At 54.8% G+C, this 26,411-nt stretch carries 23 protein-coding genes; 18 read left to right on the forward strand and 5 right to left on the reverse strand.

All coding sequences use genetic code 11. The features are described 5' to 3' along the window. Nucleotides 1-2 precede the first annotated feature (2 nt). Genes ACOTZF_RS18375 through ACOTZF_RS18395 form a run of 5 tightly spaced genes read left to right on the forward strand, consistent with a single transcriptional unit; the run spans nt 3 to nt 7,140 of the window. The gene (locus tag ACOTZF_RS18375) at nt 3-713 is read left to right on the forward strand and encodes a C40 family peptidase (RefSeq protein ID WP_154693981.1); all 711 of its coding nucleotides are present in this window, start codon (nt 3-5) and stop codon (nt 711-713) included. Beyond that, nucleotides 713-1,300 (forward strand): tail assembly protein, encoded by a 588-nt coding sequence (locus tag ACOTZF_RS18380; protein WP_421636187.1) that lies wholly within the window; start codon nt 713-715, stop codon nt 1,298-1,300. Before ACOTZF_RS18375 ends, ACOTZF_RS18380 begins: the two co-directional genes overlap by 1 nt. A gap of 52 nt (nt 1,301-1,352) precedes the next feature. Beyond that, nucleotides 1,353-5,192, forward strand: coding sequence for a phage tail protein (locus tag ACOTZF_RS18385; RefSeq protein WP_421636188.1), 3,840 nt, complete (start codon nt 1,353-1,355; stop codon nt 5,190-5,192). 1 nt (nt 5,193) lies between these two features. Beyond that, nucleotides 5,194-6,159 carry a DUF6453 family protein gene (locus ACOTZF_RS18390; protein ID WP_013096346.1) on the forward strand — a complete coding sequence of 322 codons (966 nt, stop codon included), beginning with the start codon at nt 5,194-5,196 and terminating at the stop codon, nt 6,157-6,159. Nucleotides 6,160-6,219: 60 nt separating this feature from the next. Next, on the forward strand, nt 6,220-7,140 hold the full coding sequence (locus tag ACOTZF_RS18395; protein WP_241692332.1) for a hypothetical protein: 921 nt from the start codon (nt 6,220-6,222) through the stop codon (nt 7,138-7,140). A 356-nt stretch (nt 7,141-7,496) separates the two neighbouring features. Here ACOTZF_RS18395 and ACOTZF_RS18400 read toward each other — a convergent pair whose 3' ends face one another. Together ACOTZF_RS18400 and ACOTZF_RS18405 are read right to left on the reverse strand one after the other, a co-directional pair. After that, complete coding sequence (locus ACOTZF_RS18400; protein ID WP_421636189.1) at nt 7,497-7,760, reverse strand: DinI family protein; 264 nt, start codon at nt 7,758-7,760, stop codon at nt 7,497-7,499. A 261-nt stretch (nt 7,761-8,021) separates the two neighbouring features. Further along, nucleotides 8,022-8,951 (reverse strand): formate/nitrite transporter family protein, encoded by a 930-nt coding sequence (locus ACOTZF_RS18405; protein ID WP_421636190.1) that lies wholly within the window; start codon nt 8,949-8,951, stop codon nt 8,022-8,024. A 315-nt stretch (nt 8,952-9,266) separates the two neighbouring features. Here ACOTZF_RS18405 and mlaA point away from each other — a divergent pair, with 315 nt between their 5' ends. Then, nucleotides 9,267-10,019 (forward strand): phospholipid-binding lipoprotein MlaA, encoded by a 753-nt coding sequence (mlaA, locus tag ACOTZF_RS18410; protein ID WP_013098159.1) that lies wholly within the window; start codon nt 9,267-9,269, stop codon nt 10,017-10,019. A gap of 45 nt (nt 10,020-10,064) precedes the next feature. On the opposite strand, the gene fadL is transcribed toward mlaA, so the two are convergent. Then, nucleotides 10,065-11,387 carry a long-chain fatty acid transporter FadL gene (fadL, locus tag ACOTZF_RS18415; RefSeq protein WP_014832806.1) on the reverse strand — a complete coding sequence of 441 codons (1,323 nt, stop codon included), beginning with the start codon at nt 11,385-11,387 and terminating at the stop codon, nt 10,065-10,067. A gap of 372 nt (nt 11,388-11,759) precedes the next feature. Here fadL and ACOTZF_RS18420 point away from each other — a divergent pair, with 372 nt between their 5' ends. From ACOTZF_RS18420 to sixA, 4 genes are all read left to right on the forward strand, one after another. Next, complete coding sequence (locus tag ACOTZF_RS18420) at nt 11,760-12,044, forward strand: YfcZ/YiiS family protein (protein WP_129251913.1); 285 nt, start codon at nt 11,760-11,762, stop codon at nt 12,042-12,044. A gap of 224 nt (nt 12,045-12,268) precedes the next feature. Next, a complete protein-coding gene (gene fadI, locus ACOTZF_RS18425) occupies nt 12,269-13,579 on the forward strand; it encodes an acetyl-CoA C-acyltransferase FadI (RefSeq protein ID WP_045903402.1) in 1,311 nt (436 codons plus the stop codon). Further along, nucleotides 13,579-15,726, forward strand: coding sequence for a fatty acid oxidation complex subunit alpha FadJ (gene fadJ / locus ACOTZF_RS18430; RefSeq protein ID WP_129251910.1), 2,148 nt, complete (start codon nt 13,579-13,581; stop codon nt 15,724-15,726). The genes fadI and fadJ overlap by 1 nt, the downstream gene beginning before the upstream one ends. A gap of 208 nt (nt 15,727-15,934) precedes the next feature. Continuing rightward, nucleotides 15,935-16,420, forward strand: coding sequence for a phosphohistidine phosphatase SixA (gene sixA / locus ACOTZF_RS18435; protein WP_014832802.1), 486 nt, complete (start codon nt 15,935-15,937; stop codon nt 16,418-16,420). A gap of 46 nt (nt 16,421-16,466) precedes the next feature. Here the strand turns inward: sixA and smrB are convergent, their stop codons facing one another. Continuing rightward, nucleotides 16,467-17,018 (reverse strand): endonuclease SmrB, encoded by a 552-nt coding sequence (gene smrB, locus ACOTZF_RS18440; protein ID WP_013098153.1) that lies wholly within the window; start codon nt 17,016-17,018, stop codon nt 16,467-16,469. 145 nt (nt 17,019-17,163) lie between these two features. On the opposite strand from smrB, the gene prmB reads away from it, so the two are divergent. The 6 genes from prmB to ACOTZF_RS18470 are packed head-to-tail and all read left to right on the forward strand — an operon-like array spanning nt 17,164 to nt 21,715. Continuing rightward, the gene (gene prmB / locus ACOTZF_RS18445; RefSeq protein ID WP_013098152.1) at nt 17,164-18,096 is read left to right on the forward strand and encodes a 50S ribosomal protein L3 N(5)-glutamine methyltransferase; all 933 of its coding nucleotides are present in this window, start codon (nt 17,164-17,166) and stop codon (nt 18,094-18,096) included. 60 nt (nt 18,097-18,156) lie between these two features. Continuing rightward, nucleotides 18,157-19,242, forward strand: a complete 1,086-nt coding sequence (gene aroC / locus ACOTZF_RS18450) for a chorismate synthase (RefSeq protein ID WP_129317832.1) — start codon at nt 18,157-18,159, stop codon at nt 19,240-19,242. Nucleotides 19,243-19,244: 2 nt separating this feature from the next. Beyond that, complete coding sequence (mepA, locus tag ACOTZF_RS18455) at nt 19,245-20,069, forward strand: penicillin-insensitive murein endopeptidase (protein ID WP_020690615.1); 825 nt, start codon at nt 19,245-19,247, stop codon at nt 20,067-20,069. Continuing rightward, on the forward strand, nt 20,069-20,881 hold the full coding sequence (locus ACOTZF_RS18460) for a sulfite exporter TauE/SafE family protein (RefSeq protein ID WP_013098149.1): 813 nt from the start codon (nt 20,069-20,071) through the stop codon (nt 20,879-20,881). The genes mepA and ACOTZF_RS18460 overlap by 1 nt, the downstream gene beginning before the upstream one ends. After that, nucleotides 20,878-21,423, forward strand: coding sequence for an elongation factor P hydroxylase (locus tag ACOTZF_RS18465; protein WP_013098148.1), 546 nt, complete (start codon nt 20,878-20,880; stop codon nt 21,421-21,423). The genes ACOTZF_RS18460 and ACOTZF_RS18465 overlap by 4 nt, the downstream gene beginning before the upstream one ends. A gap of 13 nt (nt 21,424-21,436) precedes the next feature. Then, the gene (locus ACOTZF_RS18470; protein WP_013098147.1) at nt 21,437-21,715 is read left to right on the forward strand and encodes a YfcL family protein; all 279 of its coding nucleotides are present in this window, start codon (nt 21,437-21,439) and stop codon (nt 21,713-21,715) included. 36 nt (nt 21,716-21,751) lie between these two features. Here the strand turns inward: ACOTZF_RS18470 and mnmC are convergent, their stop codons facing one another. Then, nucleotides 21,752-23,749 (reverse strand): bifunctional tRNA (5-methylaminomethyl-2-thiouridine)(34)-methyltransferase MnmD/FAD-dependent 5-carboxymethylaminomethyl-2-thiouridine(34) oxidoreductase MnmC, encoded by a 1,998-nt coding sequence (mnmC, locus tag ACOTZF_RS18475; protein ID WP_129251907.1) that lies wholly within the window; start codon nt 23,747-23,749, stop codon nt 21,752-21,754. 158 nt (nt 23,750-23,907) lie between these two features. Between mnmC and fabB the strand changes: the two genes are divergently transcribed. Both fabB and ACOTZF_RS18485 read left to right on the forward strand, forming a co-directional pair. Then, complete coding sequence (gene fabB, locus ACOTZF_RS18480; RefSeq protein WP_013098145.1) at nt 23,908-25,125, forward strand: beta-ketoacyl-ACP synthase I; 1,218 nt, start codon at nt 23,908-23,910, stop codon at nt 25,123-25,125. A 68-nt stretch (nt 25,126-25,193) separates the two neighbouring features. Further along, nucleotides 25,194-26,372, forward strand: coding sequence for an MFS transporter (locus ACOTZF_RS18485; protein ID WP_047023797.1), 1,179 nt, complete (start codon nt 25,194-25,196; stop codon nt 26,370-26,372). Nucleotides 26,373-26,411 lie beyond the last annotated feature (39 nt).

Here is a 26,411-nt window from a genome sequence, read left to right on the forward strand (position 1 = left end):
TCATGCGCGACAAAACAGTTAGCGCCATTCTGGCGCATGCCGCCGCATCCTTCCCCGAGGAGTGCTGTGGCGTGGTTATTCAGAAGGGGCGGGTGGAGAAATACATCCCCTGCAAAAATAATGCTGAGTCGCCGACTGAGCAATTTGAACTTAATCCTGAGGATTATGCGGCCGCCGAAGAGCAAGGCACTGTGGTGGCGATCGTCCACAGCCATCCCGGCGACGGGGCAACAACTCAGCCGAGCGAGCTCGACATGCTGATGTGTGATGCCACGGAAATGCCCTGGATTATTGCATCGTGGCCGGAGGGCGACATTCGCACCGTCATGCCTCGCGGAGACCGTCCCCTCACAGGGCGCCAGTTTGTACTCGGGTATGCAGACTGCTGGTCTCTCATCATGGACTATTTCCGCATCGAGCACGGCATTGAACTGCCCAACTACAGCGTAGATCGCCACTGGTGGGAACAGGGTGAAAACCTCTATATGGATAACTGGCAGGAATGCGGTTTCCGTGAGTACGACGGCCCCGCTCAGCCAGGTGACATGGTTATCATGCAGGTTCAGTCCACCGTCCCGAACCATGCCGGGGTTTTGCTTGATGGCAACATGCTACTGCATCACATGTATGGCCAGTTAAGCCAGCGCATTCCCTACGGTGGCTATTATCGTGACCGTACCATCAAAATTCTGCGTTATAAGGATTTGATGTAATGGAAAGAAAAACCGTTATCAAACTCAGCGGCTCAATGGCTCAGCGATTTGGCAGGACGCATCGCCGCGCGCTAACCTCTGCCAGCGAAGTTTTCAGGGCGCTTTCAAACACCATTGACGGCTTTGATGCCTACCTGCGTGAGACCAGAGCAAAGGGGCTGGATTTTGTCATCTTCCGGGACCGCCGCAATATTGGTCACGAAGAATTTGATCTTCTCGGGCCCGGCGATGAACTTCGCATTATCCCTGTTATACGCGGTAGTAAAAGGGCGGGCCTCTTTCAAATTGTTACTGCTGCTGCAATTGCGGCCTTTACCTGGTGGAACCCAATAGGATGGGCCGCAGGTACACAAATGGCGTTATATGCCGCGGCTGGTTCTATGGCTGTTGGCGGTGTAGTGCAAATGCTTTCCCCTCAGGTTGCTGGTCTGCGAATGCGTCAGGATCCTGATAACAAACCCTCTTATGCGTTTGGTGGTCCCGTTAACACGACGGCATCTGGCAATCCCGTCCCCCTGCTTTATGGGCAACGGGAAATTGGCGGCGCCATTATATCCGCCGGGGTTTATGCAGAAGATCAGCAATAAACCAAACCACGTACTGCAAGCCACCTGACGGTGGCTTTTTTATGGACGCGATATGACGACGACAATCATCAAAGGCCGCGGTAAAGGTGGCAGCAATCAGACCCGAACACCCGTTGAAGCACCGGACAGCATTCAGTCCATTGCAAGGGCAAAGGTGCTGATTGCGCTTGGAGAGGGTGAGTTCGCAGGCGGACTTGATGGTAAAAACATTTTTCTTGGTGACTCATCTTCGTATACGCCTCTTCAGAACTCCGACGGAAGTTATAACTTCAATAATGTGAAATATGAGTTCCGTTCCGGTACTCAGGACCAGGACTACATTCAGGGCTTCCCCGGCATTGAAAACGAAATTCAGGTTTCATACGAGCTGAAACAGGCTGTGCCGTACGTGCGCGCGGTATCCAACACGCAGCTCTCTGCGCTGCGAATTCGCCTGGGATGGCCAACTCTCTTGCTCCAGAAAAACAACGGCGACAAAGTCGGCACCCGCGTTGAGTATGCTATCGATCTTTCGGTCGATGGCGGGCCGTATGAAACGGTGGTTAACGGTGCTGTCGATGACAAAACTACGTCGCTTTATGAGCGTAGTCACCGCGTTAATCTTCCAAAAGCCTCGACTGGCTGGCAGTTACGGGTTCGCAGAATCACGCCGGATTCCACGAGCGTGAATATCGTGGACACCATGCGCGTTGTAGCTGTAACTGAAATTATTGACGCCAAACTTCGCTACGTTAACACAGCGCTGCTGTATGTAGAGTTTGACGCAAAGCAGTTCCCTAATGGTATTCCTCAGGTTGTGTGCAATCCGAAGGGGAGAATCATCCGTGTACCTGATACCTACGATCCTGAAACCCGCACTTACTCTGGTACATGGGAAGGTGTGTTTAAATGGGCATGGACGGATAACCCCGCCTGGATTTATTACGACATCATTCTGAACGAGCGTTTCGGGCTTGGTCAAAGAATCGATGCGACTCAGATAGACAAATGGGAACTTTATCGCATCGCCCAGTATTGCGATCAACTGGTACCAGACGGCAAGGGCGGCAGCGGTACGGAGCCTCGTTTTCGTTGCAACGTTTATATCCAGGACCGTAATGACGCCTGGACCGTACTTCGTGATCTGGCGGGTATATTTCGCGGCATGACGTACTGGGGCGACAATAAGATGTATGTCCTGGCTGATATGCCACGGGATGTGTGGCACATCTATAACCACGCCAGCGTTGTTGAAGGAAAATTTACCTTTGCGGATCCGAGTGAAACCACCCGAAACACTGCCGCGCTGGTGAACTGGTCAGACCCTGCAAACCACTATAAAGACACGCCTGAGCCTGTTTACGATAACGATCTGGCCATGCGCTTCGATTATCGTCAGCTCGAAATGACTGCGATCGGCTGCACCAGGCAGTCAGAGGCAAACCGGCGGGGGCGCTGGGCGCTGCTCACTAACGGTATCGGCGAGGTAGTGACCTTCAGCACGGGCATGGACGTTCCCCCCGTTGGTGAGGTGATCGGCGTGGCAGCTAACGAGCTGGCCGGAAGAACTATCGGTGGCAGGGTGAGTGCGGTTAACGGCCGCAACATAACCCTCGATCGCGCCGCTGATGTGAAGGCCGGGAACCGGCTGTTTTTGAATCTTCCGTCAGGCACAGCTCAGGCCAGAACCGTCCAGGCCGTTAACGGAAACACAGTCACTGTCACCACACCCTACAGCGAAACGCCGGAGGCTGAATGTAACTGGGGTGTGGACTCTGACGATCTGTTTATAGCGCTTTTCCGTGTTACGGGAACGCGGGACAACAACGACGGTACTTTCGAGGTCACCGGGACGACTTACAACCCTGATATCTATTCTGCTGTTGATACCGGCGCAAGACTGGACGAGCGGCCAGTCAGTGTCATTCCACCGGGGGTTCAGGCTCCCCCAGGAAATATTGTCGTAGACAGTTACTCTACGGTTAACCAGAACATTGCGATTACCACTATGCGCGTTGCCTGGGATGCTGTTCAGGGTGCAGTTGCTTACGAGGCGGAATGGCGGCGTGACAGCGGCAACTGGATTAGTGTGCCCCGAACGTCTTCTCTCGGCTTTGAAGTTCAGGGTATCTACTCGGGTCGCTATCTGGTCCGTGTCAGGGCGGTGAACGCCAGCGACGTTTCATCAGTATGGGCGACATCATCAGAAGTAAATCTTACGGGTAAAGTGGGCAATCCGCCGAAACCGGTCGGCTTCATCGCTTCTGATAATGTGGTTTTCGGTATCGAGCTGAGCTGGGGATTCCCGGCGAACACCGACGACACGCTGAAGACGGAAATTCAGTACAGCCTGACCGGGACGGAAGACGATGCGATGCTGCTGGCCGATGTACCTTACCCGCAGCGCAAATATCAGCAGATGGGACTTAAGGCTGGGCAGATTTTATGGTACCGCGCGCAGCTGGTGGACCGTAGCGGCAACGAGTCCGGATACACCGACTGGGTGCGCGGGCAGGCCAGCATAGATGTTTCCGACATCACCGATGTGATCCTGGAGGAAATTAAAGATTCTGAAGTATTCAAGGATCTGATTGAGAGTGCCGTAGAAAGTAGCGAGAAACTGGCCGAACTGTCTGATGCGATTAAGGAGAACGCCGATGGTCTGGCTGCAGCAGTAGGTTCGAATAAGCAGACAGCAGAAGCAATCATTGGCAATGCCCTGGCTATTGCTGATGTTGTTGTGCGCCAGACTGCGCAGCAGGGGGCTAACTCTGCGACATTCGAACAGCTCCGGGAGGTGATCGCCACTGAGACGGAAGCCCGCGTCACGGATGTTACTCGTCTTGAGGCACAAACTGCACAGAATGAAGCGGGTATTACTGAAGTTCGCCAGGCGTTAGCAACGGAAACTGAAGCTCGCGCTTCGGCGGTAAGCCAGTTGACTGCAGCCACTCAGGCTGCATCTGACAAAGCTGATTCGGCTGCTGCAGTCGGAGAACAGAATACAGCTTCAATCACCAACCTTAGCCAGGTTGTAACAGACCTCGATTCCTCAATGGCATCACGCCTGGAAGAGCTGGGAGCACAAACTGATAAGGCCAGCGGCGGCATTCAGAGTAACTCCATCGCGCTAATAACGAGTACGCTGGCGCAGGTTGATCAGCAGGTGAGACTGAGCGCGCAGTACGGTGACAGCATGGCCGGCATCGATCGTATTGATAACGTCATGGCAAGCGACAGGGAGGCAACAGCACGTTCGCTGCTGAGCTTGCAGGCTGACGTGAACGGCAACAAGGCAGCAATCAACAGCCTGAACCAGACGTTTTCCAATTATCAGCAGGCCACGGCCACGCAGATAAACGGCATTACGGCGACCATCAACGGGCACACTTCAGCGATCACCACCAACGCGCAGGCCATTGCGAACGTCAACGGCGACCTGAAGGCGATGTACAGCATCAAGGTTGCCGTGGATGCGAACGGGAAACAGTATGCTGCTGGTATGGGGATAGGTGTTGAGAATACTCCATCTGGCATGCAGTCGCAGGTATTATTCCTCGCAGATCGTTTTGCAGTGATGATGCAGGCAGGAGGAACCCCTACCATCGTCTTCACCACGCAAAATGGGCAGTTGATAATCCGTGATGCTGTTATCGGAGAGGGGACGATCGGTAACACCAAAATCGGTAATTACATCCAGTCATCAACCTGGGATGGGACTGGGAATGTCGGATGGCATATCAACAAGTCCGGGTATGCCGTGTTTAACAACGTGACCGTTCGTGGCTCGATTTACGCCACAAACGGTAATTTTTCTTTCAATGGCTCCGGCAACACAACGGTGATTAATGGTAATGGCGTAACCATTAATATTCCGGGTGGCGGCCGCATCGTACTGGGGACATGGTCATAAGATGCCGACAGGATTATTGATAGAACTTAATGACGGCGGAAAGCGTATGGAGATAACGGCGGGCCTGAGATGCCCGTCTTTTGGTGGCAGCTTTGACACTGGCTACCAGAAAGCAAAGTATGTGGACATCGCTGGTTATGTTTCAGGTGCGCAGGTGCTGTTTATACCGTATGCGACTGCCTATGTTGATGCGGGGCTGTGGCATAAAATGAATTCCATAACCATCTCTGGTGGCAGGGTTACGCAGAATTCGAGAATGCAGGCTCTGGGCATTAGTGAAAGAGATAGCACCTATACGTTTCCCGGTAGTGTCTGGCAGATATTTCCGACAGGTCAGCGAAGCGGGGTGGGCCTGCTTATCAGCGACAGTACTGACTTCACCTCGATAACCAATGCCACGCAGTCAGGGCAGTGTATCTGGAAGGGGACCGTAAGTGTTCCGACCGGAGGATGGGCGGTTCCGACGATAGCAGGATACGACAAGTCGAAGTACGTCGTTTTCGGGCGCTGTAACAGTGGTAACACGATTGACTTCGACGGTAACACGGTCAGGTTCTTCAGCCCTCCGTCCACGAACGATGATGCTCCCGCAACCGGCACGATAGACATCGTTATTTTTGCCAGTGGCGTAGCGCCGCAGCCGGGTACCGGCCTCAATATTTTTAATGCTGCAGGGGCCTGCACCTTTTCAACCACAAAACGACCATTCGTATACCTCAACCAACTCTGGACCCCTTCGACAAGTGCCGTGAGCATCGGTAACGGATATGTTCCGCTGGGTAGGTTTGGGCTAATGGTGCATACGGTAAACGGCATGTATGTATATCGAATGTTCGGAATAAAAATACAGAACGGCAACGCTTCAGTTCAGGGCGGAAAATATCTTGGGCGCGAGCAATATGCCATTTTCGGTAATAACACGGTGACGTCGCTCAGCCTTCCGGTTCTGCCCGATATGTACGTCTGAATACACTGCCTAATTAAATCAACCTCGCTCCAGCGGGGTTTTTTATTACCTGGAGATAATATGATTTATACCACTGGCACTATTGCCATCAGCGGAAATACCCTTACAGGTACGGGAACAAACTTCACTGCAGCTGGCTCGCTGATTCGTAACGGCTGTACCGTCATCGCGCTGACCAGCCCAGCGCAGGTTTTCCAGATTACCGCTATCGGCGGCGCAACCTCTCTCACCGTTACGCCAGCTGCTAACCCTGCTATCCCTGCGGGAACCAAATATGCCATTCTTCTGAGCGACAGCCTGAGCGTTGACGGTCTGGCGCAGGACATCGCTGAAACCTTCACTATGTACCAGCGTTACATGAGTGGATTCGCTGATGTGATGAACGGTACTACAGACGTCACTATCACGATTAACGGTGTGGCCGTCACAGTACCAGGCCAGAAATCACTGGCGAAGAAAGGGGATAACAGCGATATAACCAGCCTAAGTGGCCTGACTACCGCACTCAGCGTTGGCCAGGGTGGCACTGGTGCGAAAACCGCCGCAGCCGCTCGCACAAACCTCGGTTTAAGAAGTGCAGCCCAAGCCGATCTTTTAGGCACCGTTTCCCAGACTGGAGGCGTGCCTACCGGAGCCGTGATTGAGAAGGGGTCTAATTCAAATGGCGAGTATGTTCGCTTTGCCGACGGGACTCAAATTTGCCGAATGGTAGTTTCGGCTGCAGATGCTGAAAATAAAAACCTGACCTCTGCAGGCACTTTAGGCGGATATCGATCCTCACAAAACCCAGTACCTTTCCCTGCCATTTTCGCCGCTCCCGCGTACTGCTCCGGCCACATAAACAACAATGGGCATAATGTCAGAATTGAGCTTGTCAGCGGAAATCAGGCATCATGTCAGTTCGCATTTCACGCTATCAACTCTGGCACTTACGCTGGTGCCGATACTATCTACATTACGGCGATTGGCCGCTGGTTCTGAGGGTACTCAAATGAAAATTTTGCTTAGTCCACAACGTGCAGATTTCACAGTCACCTACTCAGCACAGGGCGACGTACTCACAGTTACAATGGACGAAAAAGTACATTCTTTCGATTTTTCAGATCTGCAGGACGAGACCCTTACTGAGTTCTCGTCCTCGCTTCCCATTTGCCCTTTACTCTTTGCGAAGAGGACAGATGATGGTGTAACTGTTTCAGCGCTCCACTTTTACGGACCTGAATCCAATGAGAGTGAGAGAGTCGCTTCTGTTGTAACTTTTTAGTCTTGATAGCGATTTTGACTGACTACTTATCTTAAGAAGTGGGCAGCTGCTGAAATGGCTGCCCGATATGATATTACCCATGCTGGCGAACAATAGGAGATTCAGAGGTCAGCCACATGTCAGAATCATCGAACATTTCCTCCAGCATGCGGTTCAGCTTTTCCCGATCGCTTTTGCTGGCATCGCTATTTAAAGCATTCGCCTGCATCGGCTTAACCTTCACTTCAGCATCAGGGAAAATCTGGTGCACTCGTTTCGTCAACTCGGCCAGGATAATCTCTCTGGCTCCCTCCAGGCCTTCAACGTTTCGCTTATCGTAAACAAGTTCAACAAACATTATGCGCTCCATTATCTACTGTTTGGATATACAGTATTTAAGCTATGGAGTAATCATGCGTCAAGTAAGAGTTTAAATTTTCCGTGTACACATTTGGGTACATTACGGTGTGAGTTCTTGGTTTAAAATCAAATAAAAACAATAAGATAACTGTTTTATTTTACATATCCATTTAACTAAGGGGACGAGGCGGCACGAGTATACCGTTATTTACACTTTGCGTTAAGCGCATTGCCGCCCGACTGCTCAAAGAGTCACCATTCAGGCCGATTTATTTGCCGACTTTTCATCATTTTCCTGCGCTTTCATCTCGGCTTTACGCTTATTAGACATGTCGTTACGGATCTGGGCATGACTCAACAGCGCAAAAATAAAGGTTCCGCCGCAGATGTTGCCCGCAAGCGTGGGTAGTGCAAATGGCCAGAAGAAATCGCTCCAGTGAAGCGTGCCGTTAAACACCAGATAGAGGATTTCTACAGTACCTACCACGATATGGGTGGTGTCGGCCAGCGCAATCAGCCACGTCATTAATATGATTACCACAATTTTGGCGCTGCCTGCGGAAGGGAACATCCAGACCATTGTCGCGATAATCCAGCCAGAGATAATGGCGTTAGAGAACATCTCCACGGGCGTGTTTTTCATCACATCCATACCGATTTTCACAAACGCATCCCGGGTGGGGTCATCAAATATCGGCATATATTCAAACGCCCAGGCGGCGATACCCGTGCCGATGAGGTTGCCCAGCAGGACCACGCTCCACAGACGCATCAGTAAGCCAAAGTTACCCAGAGTCGGGTTTTGCATGACAGGCAGAACGGCGGTGACCGTGTTTTCAGTAAAAAGCTGCTGGCGGGCCATAATGACGATGATAAAGCCGAAGGTGTAGCCCAGATTCTCCAGCAAAAAGCCACCGGGTACACCTTCAAGCTGCACATGGAAAATGCCCTTCGCAAGTAGCGATGCCCCCATTGAGAGGCCGGCCGCGATAGCGGACCACTGCAGGGCCATGGCATCGCGCTCCATCTCCTTTTCCCCATCCTGACGGATATGTTCATGGATCGCCATCGCGCGGGAGGGAAGGCGATCTTCATCAATCTCTATCTTTTCACCGCGCTCTTTTTCCTCGCTCTCAATTTCAAGTTCTTCATTGCTCTCGCCAATTTTCTCTTCGCCCACGTCTTTCATAACCGCTCCAGTTGGGTGTTCTTTCTTTTAAGCGTAGCGGCTTTTAACAAAATGCCCGTGGGGATGCTCTTAAAGTGAGGGTAATGGCAACAAAGGTGAGACATCTCATTCAAAGCCATTATAAAATTGCCAGCGAAACGAATTCTAAAAGCCAGGCTATGCTGAGATCAGAGTGACGGTGGTTACTGCCCGTAATTGTGCTCATAGACATCGGTAAACGTGCTGATACAATCACTTGCACGTTTACAGACGGAGCATCAAATGCTCCGTTACGGATGGCAATCAACGATAGCCATACTGAACAGGGAGAATTTTATGAAACTTCGGCTGTCGGCGCTTGCGCTGGGCGCGACGATGCTTGTGGGCTGCGCCAGCTCCGGGGAGCAAACGGGACGCTCCGATCCTCTCGAAGGATTTAACCGCTCAATGTATAGCTTCAACTATAACGTGCTGGATCCCTATGTGGTTCGCCCGGTGGCGGTTGCATGGCGTGATTATGTTCCCCAGCCTGCGCGTAACGGGTTGAGCAATTTCACCAGTAACCTTGAAGAGCCAGCGGTGATGGTCAACTACTTCCTGCAAGGCGATCCGTATCAGGGGATGGTGCACTTTACTCGCTTCTTCCTGAACTCCCTGCTGGGGATGGGGGGCTTTATCGATGTCGCCGGCATGGCGAACCCGAAACTGCAGCGTGAACAGCCGCACCGCTTCGGGAGTACGCTGGGTCATTATGGCGTCGGTTACGGCCCGTACGTTCATCTGCCGTTCTATGGCAGCTTTACCGTGCGTGATGATGGCGGTGATATGGTGGATACGCTGTATCCGGTTCTTTCGTGGCTGACCTGGCCGCTGTCGATTGGTAAATGGACGGTAGAAGGGATTGAAACACGTGCGCAACTGCTCGATTCCGACGGTCTGCTGCGTCAGTCTTCCGATCCATACATCATGGTGCGTGAAGCTTACTTCCAGAATCATGACTTTATTGCCAATGGTGGCAAGCTGAAGCCGGAAGAGAATCCAAACGCGAAGGCAATCGAGAACGAATTAAAAGATATCGATTCGGAATAAATAAAAAAGGTGAGCGATGCTCACCTTTTTTGATCCCTGCGCGAATTAGAACGCGTAGTTGAAGTTCAGGCCATACAGCCAGGCTTTACCTTCGGAAGAGAACTCATACGGACCTTCCTTGAAGCTGACTTTTTGACCGTGCATATACGAAACACCTGCATCGACAGAGGCATCTTTGTTGAATGCGTAGGTCGCACCGGCGCTCAGCCAGAAGCGGTCCTGATCCGGAATGGAGATAGAACGTTTGTCAGCCGGAACCGGGCTATCATCGAAGGCAATACCGGTACGGAACGTCCAGTTGTCATCCATATAGTAGGTGGTACCCAGTGCGATGCGGTAGGCATCACGGAAGCTTTCATCTTTATAGAACAGCGTGTCGCCTTTGCTGTTGGTCGCTTTCAGCTCCTGGAACTGGCTCCAGCTGGTGTAGGTCAGGCTATAGTGAATCGCCCACTGTGGTGCCACGCGGTTATAACCGGACAATTCCCACATTTCCGGTAAGTGCAGACTCAGAGAACCGCCAGTGGTACGGCCATCGGTGCCCATTGGCAGACCGAAGGTGCCGAGGATCTGGTTATAAGCAGAAGGCAGGCTGCTCTTGTAGTCGCCGTCAAAGTCGATTTTCACTTCGGAACGGTAGGTGAAACCGTAACGGTTGTTTTTATCGAGTTCATAAAGGATACCGGCGTTCCAGCCAAAGCCCCACTCGTCACCCTTCAGATACGCGATCTGGGTGTCTGCCGGGATCCCTGCAACCTGTTGTGCCAGAGGCGGCGGCAGTGCGCCGGAGCCCGCAACGATTTTGCCGAGATCGCCCGCGTAACGTTCGATTTTCGCTTTAGCGTAAACGGCATCAAAGCCAACGCCGAAGCTCCAGTTACTGTTCAGACGGTAAGCACCGCTCAGGTTCAGGTTCAGAGTCTCAAGGTCGGTTTTACCGCCATAGGCTCCTGCTGCGTAGTCGTTATTAAACTCGGTCGCTAAACCATAGTTAGAGGTTACGGATGCACCCCAGCCAAACTGGTCGTTGATTGGCGCGACGAAGTGCAGGTTTGGCACCCATGCCGTTGGCGCGATGTTATCGGAATTCAGGCTGGCTCCGCTCGGGGAACGGCCCGTAATATCCACACCCGGATCAACAAAGATGGCGCCCGCTGAGAACGTTGGGCGATCAAACATCATGATCAGCGCAGGGTTACGACTGGCGTTTCCTGCATCATCAGCAATTGCACCTTCCCCGGAATACGCACGGCCAAGGCCAGAGGAAGAAAATTCGTTTAACTGGAAGCCCGCTGACCAGGCGGACGTAGAGACGATTGCCACTGCGACTGCCAGCGCAGTCTTGTTGAACAGGGTTTTCTGGCTCATGACCATAACCTCATTGAGTTATTTTTATTCAATAATTGTTACATACCGTAACAGGAGCGCGAAGTGTAGGGTCTGAGGTATGACTTACAAATCAGACCAGTGGCCAGAGTATAGGTCTGACCAGCTAGAATGTTGCAAGTTTGTTTATTAATATTTTCAAACATGTTTCTTGAAACGAGATCTGGTTGGCAAAAATGTGACCATCACGACTCACCCAAAAGGGCGAATTTTGTTTTAGATCATTTTTTAGTGTGATATTGGTCACTTATCCCGTTTTGCGCCATTAACGGCTGGAGAGCGTCTGCATCGGGGCGTAAAATATCAGCATCGTGTTTATCTCGCGTCCTGCGCGAATACAGAGGAAATTGAGATATGAGTAAATGCAGTGCTGATGAAACCCCGGTTTGCTGCTGTATGGATGTTGGTACCATCATGGACAACTCCGATTGCACCGCCTCTTACAGCCGCGTGTTCACCAACCGTTCCGAAGCGGAAGAGACCCTGGCGGCGCTGAGCAAGCGCGCGCGCGACGTAGAATCCGATCCGTGTGAAATCAAGTCCACCTTCACGGAAGTGGACGGCGGCGTGAAGCTGGATATCGACTTTGTCTTCGCCTGCGAAGCTGAAACGCTGATTTTCCAACTCGGTCTGCGTTAATCTCCGCGGCCAGATGCCCTCTCCTACGGGTGAGGGTGCAAACACTCAAAACGGTAACCTCTGGGTTACCGTTTTGTTTTTACCTCGGGGCATTTTCTTTTTTCTTCTCTGTGTTTTAGTTCGCATTTTTTCGTTTCCCCAATTGGCTGAATGTAAAAAAATGGTTAAGACTATTTATCAGGTCAGACCACTTTATGTTTGCAAAATTTTTACAGGGGAATGTTATGAGTCAGGCATTACCGCTTATCACCCGACAAGGTGACCGCATTGCCATTGTCAGTGGATTGCGTACGCCGTTTGCGCGTCAGGCGACAGCGTTTCACGGCATACCGGCCGTCGATCTGGGGAAAATGGTGGTGGGGGAGATGCTGGCTCGCAGCGAAATACCGCCTGATGTCATTGAGCAGCTGGTTTTTGGCCAGGTTGTTCAGATGCCAGAAGCCCCGAACATTGCACGAGAAATTGTCCTTGGCACCGGAATGAACGTGCATACGGATGCTTACAGCGTCAGCCGTGCGTGTGCAACCAGCTTTCAGGCGGTGGCAAACGTGGCCGAAAGCCTGATGGCGGGCACCATCCGCGCCGGGATCGCCGGCGGGGCAGACTCATCCTCCGTGCTGCCGATAGGGGTCAGTAAAAAGCTGGCCCGCATTCTGGTGGATGCAAATAAAGCGCGCACCACCGGGCAAAAACTCAAGCTCTTCTCGCGTTTACGCCTTCGTGACCTGATGCCTGTTCCACCTGCGGTGGCTGAATACTCCACCGGCCTGCGCATGGGCGACACCGCCGAGCAGATGGCCAAAACCTACGGCATTACCCGGGAGCAGCAGGATGCGCTGGCTCACCGTTCCCATCAGTTGGCGGCGAAAGCCTGGTCGGAAGGCAAGCTGAACGACGAGGTGATGACCGCGTATATCCCGCCTTACCGCGAACCGCTGGTGGAAGATAACAACATTCGTGGCACTTCGACGCTGGCGGACTACGCCAGACTGCGTCCGGCATTCGACCGCAAACACGGCACCGTTACGGCCGCCAACAGTACTCCGCTGACGGATGGTGCTGCCGCGGTGATCCTGATGACCGAATCGCGAGCCAAAGAGCTTGGCCTTACCCCGCTCGGTTATCTGCGCAGCTACGCGTTCACGGCGATCGACGTCTGGCAGGACATGCTGTTAGGCCCGGCCTGGTCCACGCCGCTGGCACTGGATCGCGCAGGGTTGACCCTCGCTGATTTAACGCTGATTGATATGCACGAGGCCTTTGCCGCACAAACCCTGGCCAACGTCCAGCTACTGGCCAGCGAACGTTTTGCTCGCGATGTGCTTGGCCGCGCCCATGCCACCGGAGAAGTGGATCAAAGCAAATTTAACGTACTGGGCGGCTCTATCGCCTACGGTCATCCGTTTGCGGCAACGGGCGCAAGGATGATCACCCAAACATTACATGAGTTACGTCGCCGTGGCGGCGGTTTTGGCCTCGTCACCGCCTGCGCGGCGGGCGGTCTTGGGGCAGCAATGGTTCTGGAGGCTGAATAATGGCAATGGCATCTGCATTTAATCTGACGGTTCGCCTCGATAACGTGGCTGTGATTACCATTGATGTCCCCGACGAAAAGATGAATACCCTGAAGGCGGAATTTGGCGTTCAGGTGCGCGAGATGTTAAAGCAGATCCGCGAGAACAAAGCGATTCGCGGCCTGGTGTTTATCTCGGCAAAGCCAGACAACTTTATTGCCGGGGCCGATATCAACATGATCGCCCGGGCGCAAAGCGCGCAGGAGGCGGAAGAGCTGGCGCGCCAGGGGCAGCAGGTGATGGCGGAGATCCACTCGCTGCCGATCCCGACGATCGCCGCGATCCACGGTGCATGCCTGGGCGGTGGGCTGGAGCTGGCGCTGGCCTGTCACAGCCGTATTTGTACTGACGACGCGAAAACCGTTCTTGGGTTGCCGGAAGTACAGCTAGGGCTGCTTCCCGGCTCCGGTGGAACGCAGCGTCTGCCGCGGCTGGTTGGCGTTAGTACAGCGCTGGAGATGATCTTAACCGGCAAACAGCTGCGTGCCCGTCAGGCGCTGAAAGCGGGGCTGGTTGATGACGTCGTTCCGCATTCCATTTTGCTGGAAGCCGCCGTAGAGCTGGCGCTGAAGGGACGTCAGGCAAGACGTGCTCTGCCGGTGCGTGAGCGCATCCTGGCCGGGCCGCTGGGGCGGGCGCTGCTGTTTAGCATGGTGGGCAAGAAAACCGAACAAAAGACCAAAGGCAACTATCCGGCGGCGAAGCGCATTCTTGAGGTGATTGAAACCGGGTTGTCGCAGGGCAGCAGCAGCGGTTATGCCGCGGAGGCAAAAGCCTTTGGTGAACTGGCGATGACGCCGCAATCGCAGGCGTTGCGCAGCATCTTCTTTGCCAGCACTGACGTTAAAAAAGATCCGGGTAGTGACGCGGAACCTGCACCGCTCAACGCCGTTGGCGTTCTCGGGGGCGGACTGATGGGCGGTGGTATTGCGTTTGTCACAGCCAGCAAAGCCAAATTGCCCGTACGTATCAAAGACATCAACCCGAAAGGGATCAACCACGCGCTGCAGTACAGCTGGCAGAACCTTGATCGGAAGGTTAAACGCCGCCATATCAAGGCAAGCGAGCGGGATAAAACCGTGGCCATGATCAGCGGCACTACGGACTACCGTGGTTTTGCCCATCGCGATCTGGTCATTGAAGCGGTGTTTGAAGACCTGGCGCTTAAGCAGCAGATGGTTGCGGACGTTGAGCAACATTGTGCGCCGCACACGATTTTCGCCTCGAACACCTCTTCATTACCGATCGGTGATATCGCAGCGAAAGCCGCGCGTCCTGAGCAGGTGATTGGCCTGCACTTTTTTAGTCCGGTTGAAAAAATGCCGCTGGTTGAAGTTATTCCACACGCGTCAACCAGCCCGCAGACTGTCTCTACGGTAGTGAAACTGGCGAAAAAGCAGGGCAAAACCCCGATCGTCGTGGCGGATAAAGCGGGATTCTACGTCAACCGAATTCTGGCGCCGTATATCAACGAAGCGATGCGCCTGCTGGTGGAAGGGGAGAAGATCGAACACGTCGACGAGGCGCTGGTCAAGTTTGGTTTCCCCGTTGGCCCAATCCAACTTTTGGATGAGGTAGGAATAGACACCGGCACTAAAATTATACCTGTGCTGGAGGCCGCATATGGCGAGCGTTTTAGCCCGCCTGCAAACATTGTTTCTGCAATTTTGAAGGACGATCGCAAAGGCAGAAAAAATGAACGCGGTTTCTATCTTTACGGTGCAAAAGGGCGTAAAAGCAAGAAACAGGTCGACCCTTCGGTCTATGGGCTTATCACAACAACCGGACAGGCGAAACTGTCTGCCGTTCAGTGTGCTGAACGCTGTGTGATGATGATGCTTAATGAAGCCGCACGCTGTTTTGGCGAGCAGGTGATTAAAAGCGCACGCGATGGCGATATTGGCGCCGTATTTGGTATTGGTTTCCCGCCGTTCCTTGGCGGCCCGTTCCGTTACATGGACACCCTCGGAGCGGGTGAAGTGGTTGCGATTCTGCAACGTCTTGCCACGCAGTATGGTCCCCGGTTTACACCCTGTGACGAATTATTGCAGATGGCGGAACGGGGCCAGACATTTTGGCCAGCAAGGGAAACTGTCCTCGTAAGTTGAGGTCAAAGAAGGGTAAATCCGGCGGTGAATGAATCTGATTTGGCGATTTTGTAAACAGAGATTGACTATACTTACGCCATTGAGGTAAAAAACAGCGTTTCATTCACCGAATGGATCAGGCACAATGCCCGGCCATCGGGTTTTCTACCTCAAGCATCAATCGCGGGTAGTTAACGCCGGTGATTCTGGTTAACAAAAGCGGTGCAATATGCAAGTTTTTATCATGCGTCACGGCGACGCGGCACTCGATGCCGCCAGTGACTCAGTACGTCCTTTAACCGTCTGCGGCTGCGACGAATCTCGTCAGATGGCGAACTGGCTTAAAGGTCAAAAAGTGGACATTGAACGCGTTCTGGTGAGTCCGTTCCTGCGTGCTGAACAGACGCTGGATGTGGTAGGGGAGTGTATGAACCTGCCGACCAGCGTGGATGTTCTCCCTGAACTCACGCCGTGTGGTGATGTCGGCCTTGTCAGTGCCTACCTGCAGGCGCTGTGCAATGAAGGTGTCGCTTCTGCACTGGTCATTTCCCACCTGCCACTGGTTGGCTATCTGGTATCTGAACTGTGCCCGGGCGAGACGCCACCGATGTTTACGACCTCCGCCATTGCCAACGTCACCCTCGACGAAACCGGCAAAGGGGTCTTCAACTGGCAAATGAGTCCATGCAATCTCCGGATGGCGAAAGCAATCTGAGGTGACGTGCGATAAGGCGGGAGCAACTATGCCTCCCGCCATGTTTTCAGGGCAGTTCTGGCGGTTGCCACTCCTCAACCTCAATCAACACCAGCAAGGCGGCATCTCCGCCGTACTCTTTGGGCGCCTGATGAAACGCCATCACGTGTGGATGCTGAGCCAGCCACAGCGGCGTTTGTTGCTTAAGAACATGTTTACCGTGGCCGTGCATCACGCAGGCACAAAACACATGTTCGCGGCGACAGGCGGCAATCAACGCTCCCAGCTCCTGTTTCGCCTGCATCTGCGTCAAACCATGCAAATCGAGAAACAGCTCGGGTGAATAATCTCCCCGGCGTAATTTTTTCAGCTCAAAGTGGCTGACATCTTCGCGAACGTACTTGACCGCACCCTGCGTGTTAAGCAGCGGCTGAAACTCATCGGAAAAATAGTGGCTATTATCCGCCTGCTCCTGCAATAGCCTTTTGACCGGCACTTCGCTGACTTTTTTGCGCATCGGCCGGTGGACAATCGTATCCTGCTTGATTTGACGCGTCCCGGTCATGAGCTGACGGAAGAGCGCCTGATCCTCCTCGCTGAGCGATGTTTTCTTTTTCATTCGTCGTTCTCATCTCGTATTTCCGATAGTGTACCCGACTAAACGCATTTTTTAACCTCAAGCGGTACGCGTCATTGCTGATTTATCGCCGTCTTCATGGCAAACTAGCCGCCGAAAATTATGCGAGCATGCCCTGGAGGAAAGAGTGGATAAAATTTTTGTCGATGAAGCAGTAAACGAGCTGCATACCATACAGGACATGTTGCGCTGGTCGGTTAGCCGCTTCAGCGCCGCCAATATCTGGTACGGACACGGTACGGATAACCCGTGGGATGAAGCTGTTCAACTGGTGCTGCCTTCTCTTTACCTGCCGCTCGATATTCCGGAAGACATGCGCACCGCGCGTCTGACCTCCAGCGAAAAGCACCGCATCGTTGAGCGTGTGATCCGCCGCGTGAACGAGCGTATTCCGGTAGCCTATCTGACCAACAAAGCCTGGTTCTGCGGTCACGAATTCTATGTTGATGAACGCGTGCTGGTGCCGCGCTCGCCAATTGGTGAGCTGATCAACAACCACTTCGAAGGGCTGATTAACCGTCAACCGCAGCACATTCTGGATATGTGTACCGGCAGCGGCTGCATTGCCATTGCCTGCGCTTATGCCTTCCCGGAAGCGGAAGTGGACGCGGTGGACATCTCCACCGACGCACTGGCTGTAACCGAGCACAATATCGAAGAACACGGGCTGATCCACCATGTTACGCCTATCCGCTCCGATCTGTTCCGTGACCTGCCGACGCTGCAGTACGATCTGATCGTAACCAACCCGCCGTACGTGGATGCGGAAGATATGTCCGATCTGCCGAACGAATATCGTCACGAGCCAGAATTGGGCCTGGCATCGGGTTCTGACGGCCTGAAGCTGACCCGCCGCATTCTGGCCTGCGCACCGGATTATCTGACCGACGACGGTGTTCTGATTTGTGAAGTGGGCAACAGCATGGTACATCTGATAGAGCAGTACCCGGATGTGCCGTTCACCTGGCTTGAGTTCGACAACGGCGGTGACGGCGTCTTTATGCTGACCAAAGCGCAGCTGCTCGACGCGCGCGAACATTTCAGCATCTACAAAGATTAATCCAGCGGGCTTCGGCCCGTTTCACAACGCTCACACACAAATAACGACATCGGAGCCGTGATGGCAGGAAACAGTATTGGACAAATATTCCGCGTGACCACCTTTGGTGAGTCGCACGGGCTGGCACTGGGCTGTATCGTTGACGGCGTACCGCCAGGCATCGAACTCACCGAAGCCGATTTACAGCACGACCTTGACCGTCGTCGTCCGGGCACCTCTCGCTACACCACGCAGCGTCGCGAGCCGGACCAGGTCAAAATTCTCTCAGGCGTTTTTGAAGGCCGCACCACCGGGACCAGTATTGGTCTGCTGATTGAAAACACCGACCAACGTTCTCAGGACTACGGTGCCATCAAAGATGTGTTCCGTCCGGGCCACGCTGACTACACCTACGAACAAAAGTACGGTTTTCGCGACTATCGCGGCGGTGGACGCTCCTCCGCCCGTGAAACCGCGATGCGCGTCGCCGCAGGTGCGATTGCCAAGAAATACCTGCAGCAGAAATTTGGCATCGTGATCCGCGGTTGCCTGACCCAGATGGGCGACATTCCGCTGGCCATTAAAGACTGGGAGCAGGTTGAACAGAACCCGTTCTTCTGTGCTGATGTCGAGAAGCTGGAGGCGCTGGACGAGCTGATGCGTGGCCTGAAAAAAGAGGGCGACTCTATCGGTGCAAAAGTGACCGTGGTGGCTGACGGCGTACCGCCAGGCTGGGGTGAGCCTGTATTTGACCGTCTGGACGCGGACATTGCCCACGCGCTGATGAGCATCAACGCGGTGAAGGGCGTCGAAATTGGCGACGGTTTTGACGTGGTTCAGCTTCGCGGCAGCCAGAACCGTGACGAAATTACAAGAGAGGGCTTCCAGAGCAACCATGCGGGTGGCATTCTCGGCGGCATCAGCAGCGGGCAGCAGATTATTGCCAATATCGCGCTGAAGCCAACGTCCAGCATTACCGTGCCGGGCCACACGATTAACCGCTCTGGTGAAGAAGTTGAGATGATCACCAAAGGACGTCACGATCCGTGTGTCGGGATCCGCGCGGTGCCGATTGCAGAAGCCATGCTGGCAATCGTGTTGATGGATCACTTCCTGCGCCAGCGTGCGCAGAATGCGGATGTGACGACCACCATTCCACGCTGGTAACTATGAAAAAAACCGCAATTGCTCTGCTGGCGCTACTCGCCAGTGGGGCCAGTCTGGCCGCCACGCCATGGCAAAAAATCACTCACCCGGTGGCGGGAAGCGCGCAGTCGATTGGTGCGTTCTCCAATGGCTGTATCGTTGGTGCGCAGGAACTTCCTCTGCAGTCGGATACTTATCAGGTGATGCGTACCGACCAGCGTCGTTACTTCGGCCACCCGGATCTGGTGCTGTTTATCCAGCGTCTGGGCAACCAGGTGCATAACCTGGGGCTGGGTACGATGCTGATTGGCGATATGGGTATGCCTGCTGGCGGTCGTTTCAACGGTGGGCACGCCAGTCACCAGACCGGGCTGGATGTGGATATTTTCCTGCAGTTGCCTAAAACGCGCTGGACCTCGGCACAACTGCTGAAGCCGCAGGCGCTGGATCTGGTGGCGCGTGACGGCAAAAGCGTTGTGCCGTCGCTGTGGACCCCGGATGTTTTCAGCCTGATTAAGCTGGCAGCGAAGGACAACGAGGTCACGCGGATCTTCGTTAACCCGGCCATCAAGCAGCAGCTCTGCCTGGATGAGGGAACCGATCGCGACTGGCTGCGCAAAGTGCGTCCGTGGTTCCAGCATCGTGCGCATATGCACGTACGTCTGCGCTGCCCGGCAAACAGTCTGGAATGTGAAGATCAGCCGCTACCACCGCCAGGCGATGGCTGCGGTGCGGAACTGCAAAGCTGGTTTGAACCGGCAAAACCTGGAACCTCTAAGCCTGAGAAGAAGACACCGCCTCCGTTGCCGCCTTCCTGCCAGGCGCTACTGGATGAGCATGTACTTTAATGGATAATTTCGTCGACCTGTTTATGGTGTCACCGCTGCTGCTGGTGGTGCTGTTCTTTGTGGCAATGCTGGCCGGTTTTATCGATGCCCTCGCGGGCGGTGGCGGGTTGCTTACCGTTCCGGCGCTGCTGGCGGCGGGCATGAGCCCGGCTCAGGCGCTTGCCACCAACAAGCTTCAGGCCTGCGGCGGGTCCCTTTCCGCGTCGCTCTATTTTATTCGCCGTAAGGTGGTTAATCTTGCCGACCAGAAGCTCAATATTCTGATGACCTTCATCGGCTCAACCTCCGGTGCGCTGTTGGTTCAGCACGTACAGTCTGACATTCTGCGTCAGATCCTGCCGGTGCTGGTCATCTGTATTGGACTCTACTTTCTGCTGATGCCTAAGCTCGGTGAAGAGGACAGGCAGCGTCGGCTGCATGGTCTGCCGTTCGCGCTTATCGCAGGCGGCTGCGTCGGGTTTTACGATGGCTTCTTTGGCCCGGGCGCCGGGTCGTTCTATGCCCTGGCGTTTGTCACGCTGGCCGGATTTAACCTCGCCAAATCAACCGCCCACGCTAAAGTGCTGAATGCCACCTCGAACGTCGGCGGCCTGCTGCTGTTTATCATCGGCGGCAAGGTTATCTGGGCAACCGGGTTTGTGATGATGGCGGGGCAGTTTTTAGGCGCGCGCGCGGGCTCGCGTCTGGTATTAAGCAAAGGACAGAAGCTGATTCGCCCGATGATCGTCATCGTCTCGGCGGTGATGAGCGCCAAGCTTCTTTATGACAGCCATGGACAGGAGATCCTCACCTGGCTGGGGATGAACGCATGAACAGTACGCATAACTATGAACAGCTGATTGAGATTTTTGACGGCTGTTTTGCTGATGATTTTAATACCCGTCTGATTAAAGGCGACGACGAACCGATCTATCTTCCTGCTGATGCAGAGGTGCCCTATAACCGCATCGTGTTTGCGCATGGTTTTTACGCCAGTGGCCTGCATGAGATTTCACACTGGTGCATTGCGGGAAAAGCGCGTCGCGAGCTGGTGGACTTTGGTTACTGGTACTGTCCGGACGGACGTGACGCGGCCACGCAGGGTCAGTTTGAAGATGTGGAAGTCAAACCGCAGGCGCTGGAGTGGCTGTTCTGCGTGGCGGCGGGTTTCCCGTTCAACGTCAGTTGTGACAATCTCGAAGGGGATTTCGAGCCAGACCGTATTCTCTTCCAGCGCCGCGTGCATGCGCAGGTGATGGAGTATCTTGAGAAAGGCATCCCGGAACGCCCGGCACGTCTGATCAAGGCTTTACAGAATTATTACCATACGCCGGAGATCACGGCGGAATGCTTCCCGTGGCCGGAAGATCTTTAACAGAGGAAAGAAGATGATCGCAGAATTTGAATCACGCATTCTGGCGTTAATTGATGACATGGTGGAACACGCCAGTGATGATGAGCTGTTCGCCAGCGGTTATCTGCGTGGTCACCTGACGCTGGCCGTTGCCGAGCTGGAAGCTGGGGACGATCACTCTGCCGAGGCCATTCATGATGAAGTGAGCCGCAGCCTGGAAAAAGCCATCCAGGCGGGCGAGCTTTCTCCCCGCGACCAGTCTCTGGTGCTGGGTATGTGGGACAACCTGTTCCAGCAGGCGAAAGCGAAGTAAGCGTTTCACCTCCCTCTCCCGGTGGGAGAGGGCACCCTATTTAACCTGCTTCCCCTTCAGCAATTTCCGCACCCACAAACGATTCGGATTCAGCCCTGCGAGCGTGGTGCTGTCCAGCGGAATGGGCTCATCGCTCATTTGCGCGGCTAACGCTTCCGCCAGCAGCGGTGCAGAACATAACCCGCGCGATCCCAGTCCGCCCAGCATAAACAGCTCCGGATGAACCGGTGAGACTACTGCCGTCTCCTTGTGTTCAGCCAGATCCTGATACGCCTCAAGCGTTGCCTCATAGTCCGGTACATTTCCCGCCATGGGCAGATGATCGCGGGTGGCGCAGCGTACGCCGCAGCGCGCTTCGCCCCCGCTGACGTCAACCTCTCTCGCCCACGCCGCGTCCGGGAAGCAGTCAATCAGGCGCTGGCGGTTCTGCTGCTGATCCTCCTCGCGGTAATGCGTGTCTGTTTCACCGCGATGGTAACTGGCACCAATGCAGTGATGAGCGTTAGACGGATTTTGCGGCGTCAGGTAGCCGTCATAGCACAGCACCTGGCGTAGTTGGCTCAGTGCAGGCGCGGTCGGAATATGGCTCACCTGGCCGCCAACCGGATAAACGGGCAATGTCTCTGTCTGGACAAACTGACTGATGTGATGTCCGTTTGCCAGTACAACGCTGGCATGCGTGGCCTCTCTGCCATCGGCAAAGCGCAGGGTCCAGTGGGCTGTACGGCTAAGCGATGCAACCTTATGAGCATAATGCACCGTCAGCCCGCGTGACTGTGCCAGGGTAATCGCCGCAGTGGTCAGTTCGGCAGGGCACAGCCAGCCGCCGAGCGGATACTGAATACCGCCACAGCCCGTCTCAACGCCTGTGGTGTCTGTCACCGTTTGCGCACTTACCGCGCGGGCAATCTCTTCCGGCAGGCCCAGCGACAGCATCTGCGCGATTTTTTGCTGGCTCTTTTCATCCCAGCCGAGCTGCGTCACGCCGCACCAGTCATGATCGAACGCCACCGGAAGGGTGTCGTATACGCGACGAGCAAAGGTAAAGGCCGCGGGGAAAAACTGGAACAGCGCCGGGTCGTGCGCGCTTAAAAGCGGATAAAGGGCTCCCTGACGGTTGCCGGAGGCGCCGTTTGCCGGAGCCGGGTCAGCACAGTAGAGCGTCACCTGCCAGCCGCGGTGTAAAAGCGCGAGCGAAAGCAGGGCGCTGGCAATCCCTCCGCCGATTATCGCCACCTCACGGGAGGCGCTGGCGCGGCGTGCAAACCAGGGCGCCCGGGCGGGGATCGCCAGCGTCTGCTCCATCGTCCCGACCAGCATGTCGCGCTTGCGGCCAAACCCTTTGGTTTTTCGCATCGTAAAGCCTGCTTCCTGTAAGCCGCGGCGGACAAACCCCGCCGAGGTAAAGGTCGCGAGCGTTGCGCCAGGCCGCGCCAGACGCGCCATGGCGCTAAACAGATGCTGACTCCACATCTCCGGGTTTTTGGCTGGCGCAAACCCGTCAAGGAACCACGCGTCCACCTTCTGGTTCATCGAATCATCAAGCTTATCGGTCAGTTCGTTGATATCGCCGAGCCATAAGTCCAGCGTGACGCGTCCACCGTCCAGCAGCAGACGATGGCAACCGCCGATGGCGGGCGGCCACTGCGCCTGAAGTTGTTCAGCCCACGGGGCAAGCTCCGGCCAGCGCTGGTGCGCCAGGCGCAGGTCGTGCGCGGTGAGTGGAAATTTTTCGAAACTGATGAAATGTAATCTTTGTAGCGTAGCCTCAGGATGGGCAGCGTGAAACTGGTCGAAAGCCTGCCAGAGGGTCAAAAAATTCAGGCCGGTACCGAACCCGCTCTCTGCGACGACAAACAGACTGCGCGGATGGGCGGGAAAGCGTGCGCTGAGCTGATTTCCGTCGAGGAAAACATAGCGGGTTTCTTCCAGTCCGTTATCATTAGAAAAATAGACGTCATCAAAATCTCGGGAAACAGGTGTACCCTCAGCGTTGAATTCGAGGTTGGCGGGTTGTATAGCGTTTTGTTTCACGTAAGTTACTCGTCTGACAGGCAGTGGCACGATCTTAACGATGTGAGTCCATCGGTGCAAATTTCCGCAGAAAATGTCTGATCGGACTTGTTCGGCGTACAAGTGTACGCTATTGTGCGACTCGAAACTTACTATAGTGCGACTTACAGAGGTATTGAATGAAACGTGCAGTGATTACTGGCCTGGGCATTGTTTCCAGCATCGGTAATAACCAGCAGGAAGTCCTGGCATCTCTGCGTGAAGGACGCTCCGGGATCACTTTCTCTGAAGAGTTTAAAGATTCAGGTATGCGTAGCCACGTATGGGGTAACGTCAAACTGGACACCACCGGTTTGATTGACCGTAAAGTGGTTCGTTTCATGAACGATGCCTCTATTTATGCTTATCTCTCCATGCAGGAAGCGATCAAAGATTCTGGCCTGAGCGAAGAGGTTTACCAGAATAACCCGCGCGTGGGTCTGATTGCCGGTTCCGGTGGTTCATCCAAAGCGCAGGTATTCGGTGCTGACGCCATGCGTAGCCCGCGTGGTCTGAAAGCAGTAGGTCCGTACGTGGTAACCAAAGCCATGGGTTCTGCGGTTTCCGCGTGCCTGGCAACCCCATTCAAAATTCACGGTGTGAACTACTCCATCAGCTCTGCATGTGCGACGTCCGCACACTGCATCGGTAATGCTGTTGAGCAGATCCAACTGGGTAAACAGGACATCGTATTTGCTGGCGGCGGCGAAGAGCTGGGCTGGGAAATGGCTTGTGAATTCGACGCAATGGGTGCCCTGTCTACCAAATACAATGAAACCCCGGCTAAAGCATCCCGTACCTATGATGCGCACCGTGACGGTTTTGTTATCGCAGGCGGCGGCGGTATGGTTGTGGTTGAAGAGCTGGAACACGCTCTGGCACGTGGCGCGCACATCTACGCTGAGATCGTGGGCTACGGTGCAACGTCTGACGGCGCTGACATGGTTGCTCCATCCGGCGAAGGCGCGGTGCGCTGCATGAAGATGGCGATGCACGGCGTTGATACCCCAATCGACTACCTGAACTCCCACGGGACTTCTACGCCGGTAGGCGATGTGAAAGAACTGGGGGCGATCCGTGAAGTCTTCGGCGACAACAGCCCGGCAATCTCCGCGACCAAAGCCATGACCGGTCACTCTCTGGGGGCAGCTGGCGTGCAGGAAGCAATCTACTCTCTGCTGATGCTGGAAAATGGCTTTATCGCGCCAAGCATCAACATCGAAGAGATGGACGAGCAGGCAGCGGGCCTGAACATCGTGACCGAAACCACTGAACGTGAGCTGACGACCGTAATGTCCAACAGCTTCGGTTTTGGCGGCACCAACGCCACGCTGGTCATGCGCAAGCTGAAAGCGTAAGCGTTTGAAGGTATAGTAGAAGGGAGCCGCGAGGCTCCCTTTTTTTATGCCTGAACACGGAGTTACGCATGAAGGCCGTTATCCCTGAGAAGAGTACCCCTTCCGGGAACCTTTCCCTTTTCCGTATCGCCTTTGCGGTATTTCTGACCTATATGACCGTTGGCCTGCCGCTGCCTGTTATCCCGCTGTTTGTTCACCAGGAGCTGGGCTACGGTAATACCCTGGTTGGTATCGCCGTGGGTATTCAGTTTTTAGCTACCGTATTAACCCGCGGCTACGCCGGGCGTCTGGCGGACCAGCACGGTGCCAAACGCTCAGCGCTGCAGGGCATGTTTGCCTGCGGGCTGGCGGGCGCAGCGTGGCTGCTTGCCGCGCTTCTGCCGGTCGACGCAGCGTATAAATTTGCCCTGCTGGTGGTGGGACGTTTGATTCTCGGCTTTGGTGAAAGCCAGTTGCTGACCGGCACCCTGACCTGGGGAATGGGGCTGGTAGGCCCTGCGCGCTCGGGCAAGGTGATGTCCTGGAACGGTATGGCTATCTATGGCGCACTCGCGGCAGGTGCGCCGCTGGGGCTGTTGATCCACAGCCAGTTCGGTTTTGCCGCGCTGGCGGCCACCACCATGCTGTTACCGCTGCTGGCATGGGCATTTAACGGCTCGGTGCGCAAAGTACCTGCCCATAAAGGTGAGCGTCCTTCCCTGTGGAGCGTAATAGGTCAAATCTGGCAGCCGGGGCTGGGGCTGGCGCTACAGGGCGTGGGCTTCGCGGTGATTGGGACATTCGTTTCGCTGTACTTTATGAGCCGCGGCTGGGCGATGGCGGGCTTTACGCTAACCGCCTTTGGTGGCGCGTTTGTCCTGATGCGCGTGCTGTTCGGCTGGATGCCGGATCGCTTTGGTGGCGTGAAGGTGGCCGTGGCGTCGCTGGTGATTGAGACCCTCGGTTTGCTGCTGCTGTGGTATGCCCCTGTGGCCTCCGTTGCCCTTCTCGGAGCGGCACTGACCGGCTGCGGCTGTTCCCTGATCTTCCCGGCGCTGGGGGTTGAGGTGGTAAAACGCGTCGCGCCACAGGTGCGCGGTACGGCGTTGGGCGGTTATGCGGCGTTTCAGGACATCTCATACGGTGTCACCGGACCGCTGGCGGGGCTCCTGGCCACGTCGTTTGGCTATCCCTCTGTCTTCCTTGCGGGAGCCGTTTCAGCGGTGGTGGGGATTGTGGTGACGCTGGTGGCGTTTCGCAGGCCTTGAGCCGTTTTCGCCGGGTGGCGGCTTCGCCTTACCCGGCCT

Source organism: Enterobacter cloacae complex sp. SHL021 (assembly GCF_049237765.1).
Lineage (GTDB): Bacteria > Pseudomonadota > Gammaproteobacteria > Enterobacterales > Enterobacteriaceae > Enterobacter > Enterobacter cloacae.

Coding starts and splice junctions, on each gene's coding strand:
- ACOTZF_RS18405 (WP_421636190.1), bottom strand. CDS start 8,951: ATGAAAGACGTGGGCGAAGAGAAAATTGGCGAGAGCAATGAAGAACTT.
- ACOTZF_RS18465 (WP_013098148.1), top strand. CDS start 20,878: ATGAACAGTACGCATAACTATGAACAGCTGATTGAGATTTTTGACGGC.
- ACOTZF_RS18400 (WP_421636189.1), bottom strand. CDS start 7,760: ATGTTTGTTGAACTTGTTTACGATAAGCGAAACGTTGAAGGCCTGGAG.
- ACOTZF_RS18375 (WP_154693981.1), top strand. CDS start 3: ATGCGCGACAAAACAGTTAGCGCCATTCTGGCGCATGCCGCCGCATCC.
- fabB (WP_013098145.1), top strand. CDS start 23,908: ATGAAACGTGCAGTGATTACTGGCCTGGGCATTGTTTCCAGCATCGGT.
- ACOTZF_RS18395 (WP_241692332.1), top strand. CDS start 6,220: ATGATTTATACCACTGGCACTATTGCCATCAGCGGAAATACCCTTACA.
- aroC (WP_129317832.1), top strand. CDS start 18,157: ATGGCAGGAAACAGTATTGGACAAATATTCCGCGTGACCACCTTTGGT.
- fadI (WP_045903402.1), top strand. CDS start 12,269: ATGAGTCAGGCATTACCGCTTATCACCCGACAAGGTGACCGCATTGCC.
- ACOTZF_RS18485 (WP_047023797.1), top strand. CDS start 25,194: ATGAAGGCCGTTATCCCTGAGAAGAGTACCCCTTCCGGGAACCTTTCC.
- ACOTZF_RS18380 (WP_421636187.1), top strand. CDS start 713: ATGGAAAGAAAAACCGTTATCAAACTCAGCGGCTCAATGGCTCAGCGA.
- smrB (WP_013098153.1), bottom strand. CDS start 17,018: ATGAAAAAGAAAACATCGCTCAGCGAGGAGGATCAGGCGCTCTTCCGT.
- ACOTZF_RS18420 (WP_129251913.1), top strand. CDS start 11,760: ATGAGTAAATGCAGTGCTGATGAAACCCCGGTTTGCTGCTGTATGGAT.
- fadL (WP_014832806.1), bottom strand. CDS start 11,387: ATGAGCCAGAAAACCCTGTTCAACAAGACTGCGCTGGCAGTCGCAGTG.
- ACOTZF_RS18385 (WP_421636188.1), top strand. CDS start 1,353: ATGACGACGACAATCATCAAAGGCCGCGGTAAAGGTGGCAGCAATCAG.
- mepA (WP_020690615.1), top strand. CDS start 19,245: ATGAAAAAAACCGCAATTGCTCTGCTGGCGCTACTCGCCAGTGGGGCC.
- ACOTZF_RS18470 (WP_013098147.1), top strand. CDS start 21,437: ATGATCGCAGAATTTGAATCACGCATTCTGGCGTTAATTGATGACATG.
- fadJ (WP_129251910.1), top strand. CDS start 13,579: ATGGCAATGGCATCTGCATTTAATCTGACGGTTCGCCTCGATAACGTG.
- ACOTZF_RS18460 (WP_013098149.1), top strand. CDS start 20,069: ATGGATAATTTCGTCGACCTGTTTATGGTGTCACCGCTGCTGCTGGTG.
- sixA (WP_014832802.1), top strand. CDS start 15,935: ATGCAAGTTTTTATCATGCGTCACGGCGACGCGGCACTCGATGCCGCC.
- ACOTZF_RS18390 (WP_013096346.1), top strand. CDS start 5,194: ATGCCGACAGGATTATTGATAGAACTTAATGACGGCGGAAAGCGTATG.
- mlaA (WP_013098159.1), top strand. CDS start 9,267: ATGAAACTTCGGCTGTCGGCGCTTGCGCTGGGCGCGACGATGCTTGTG.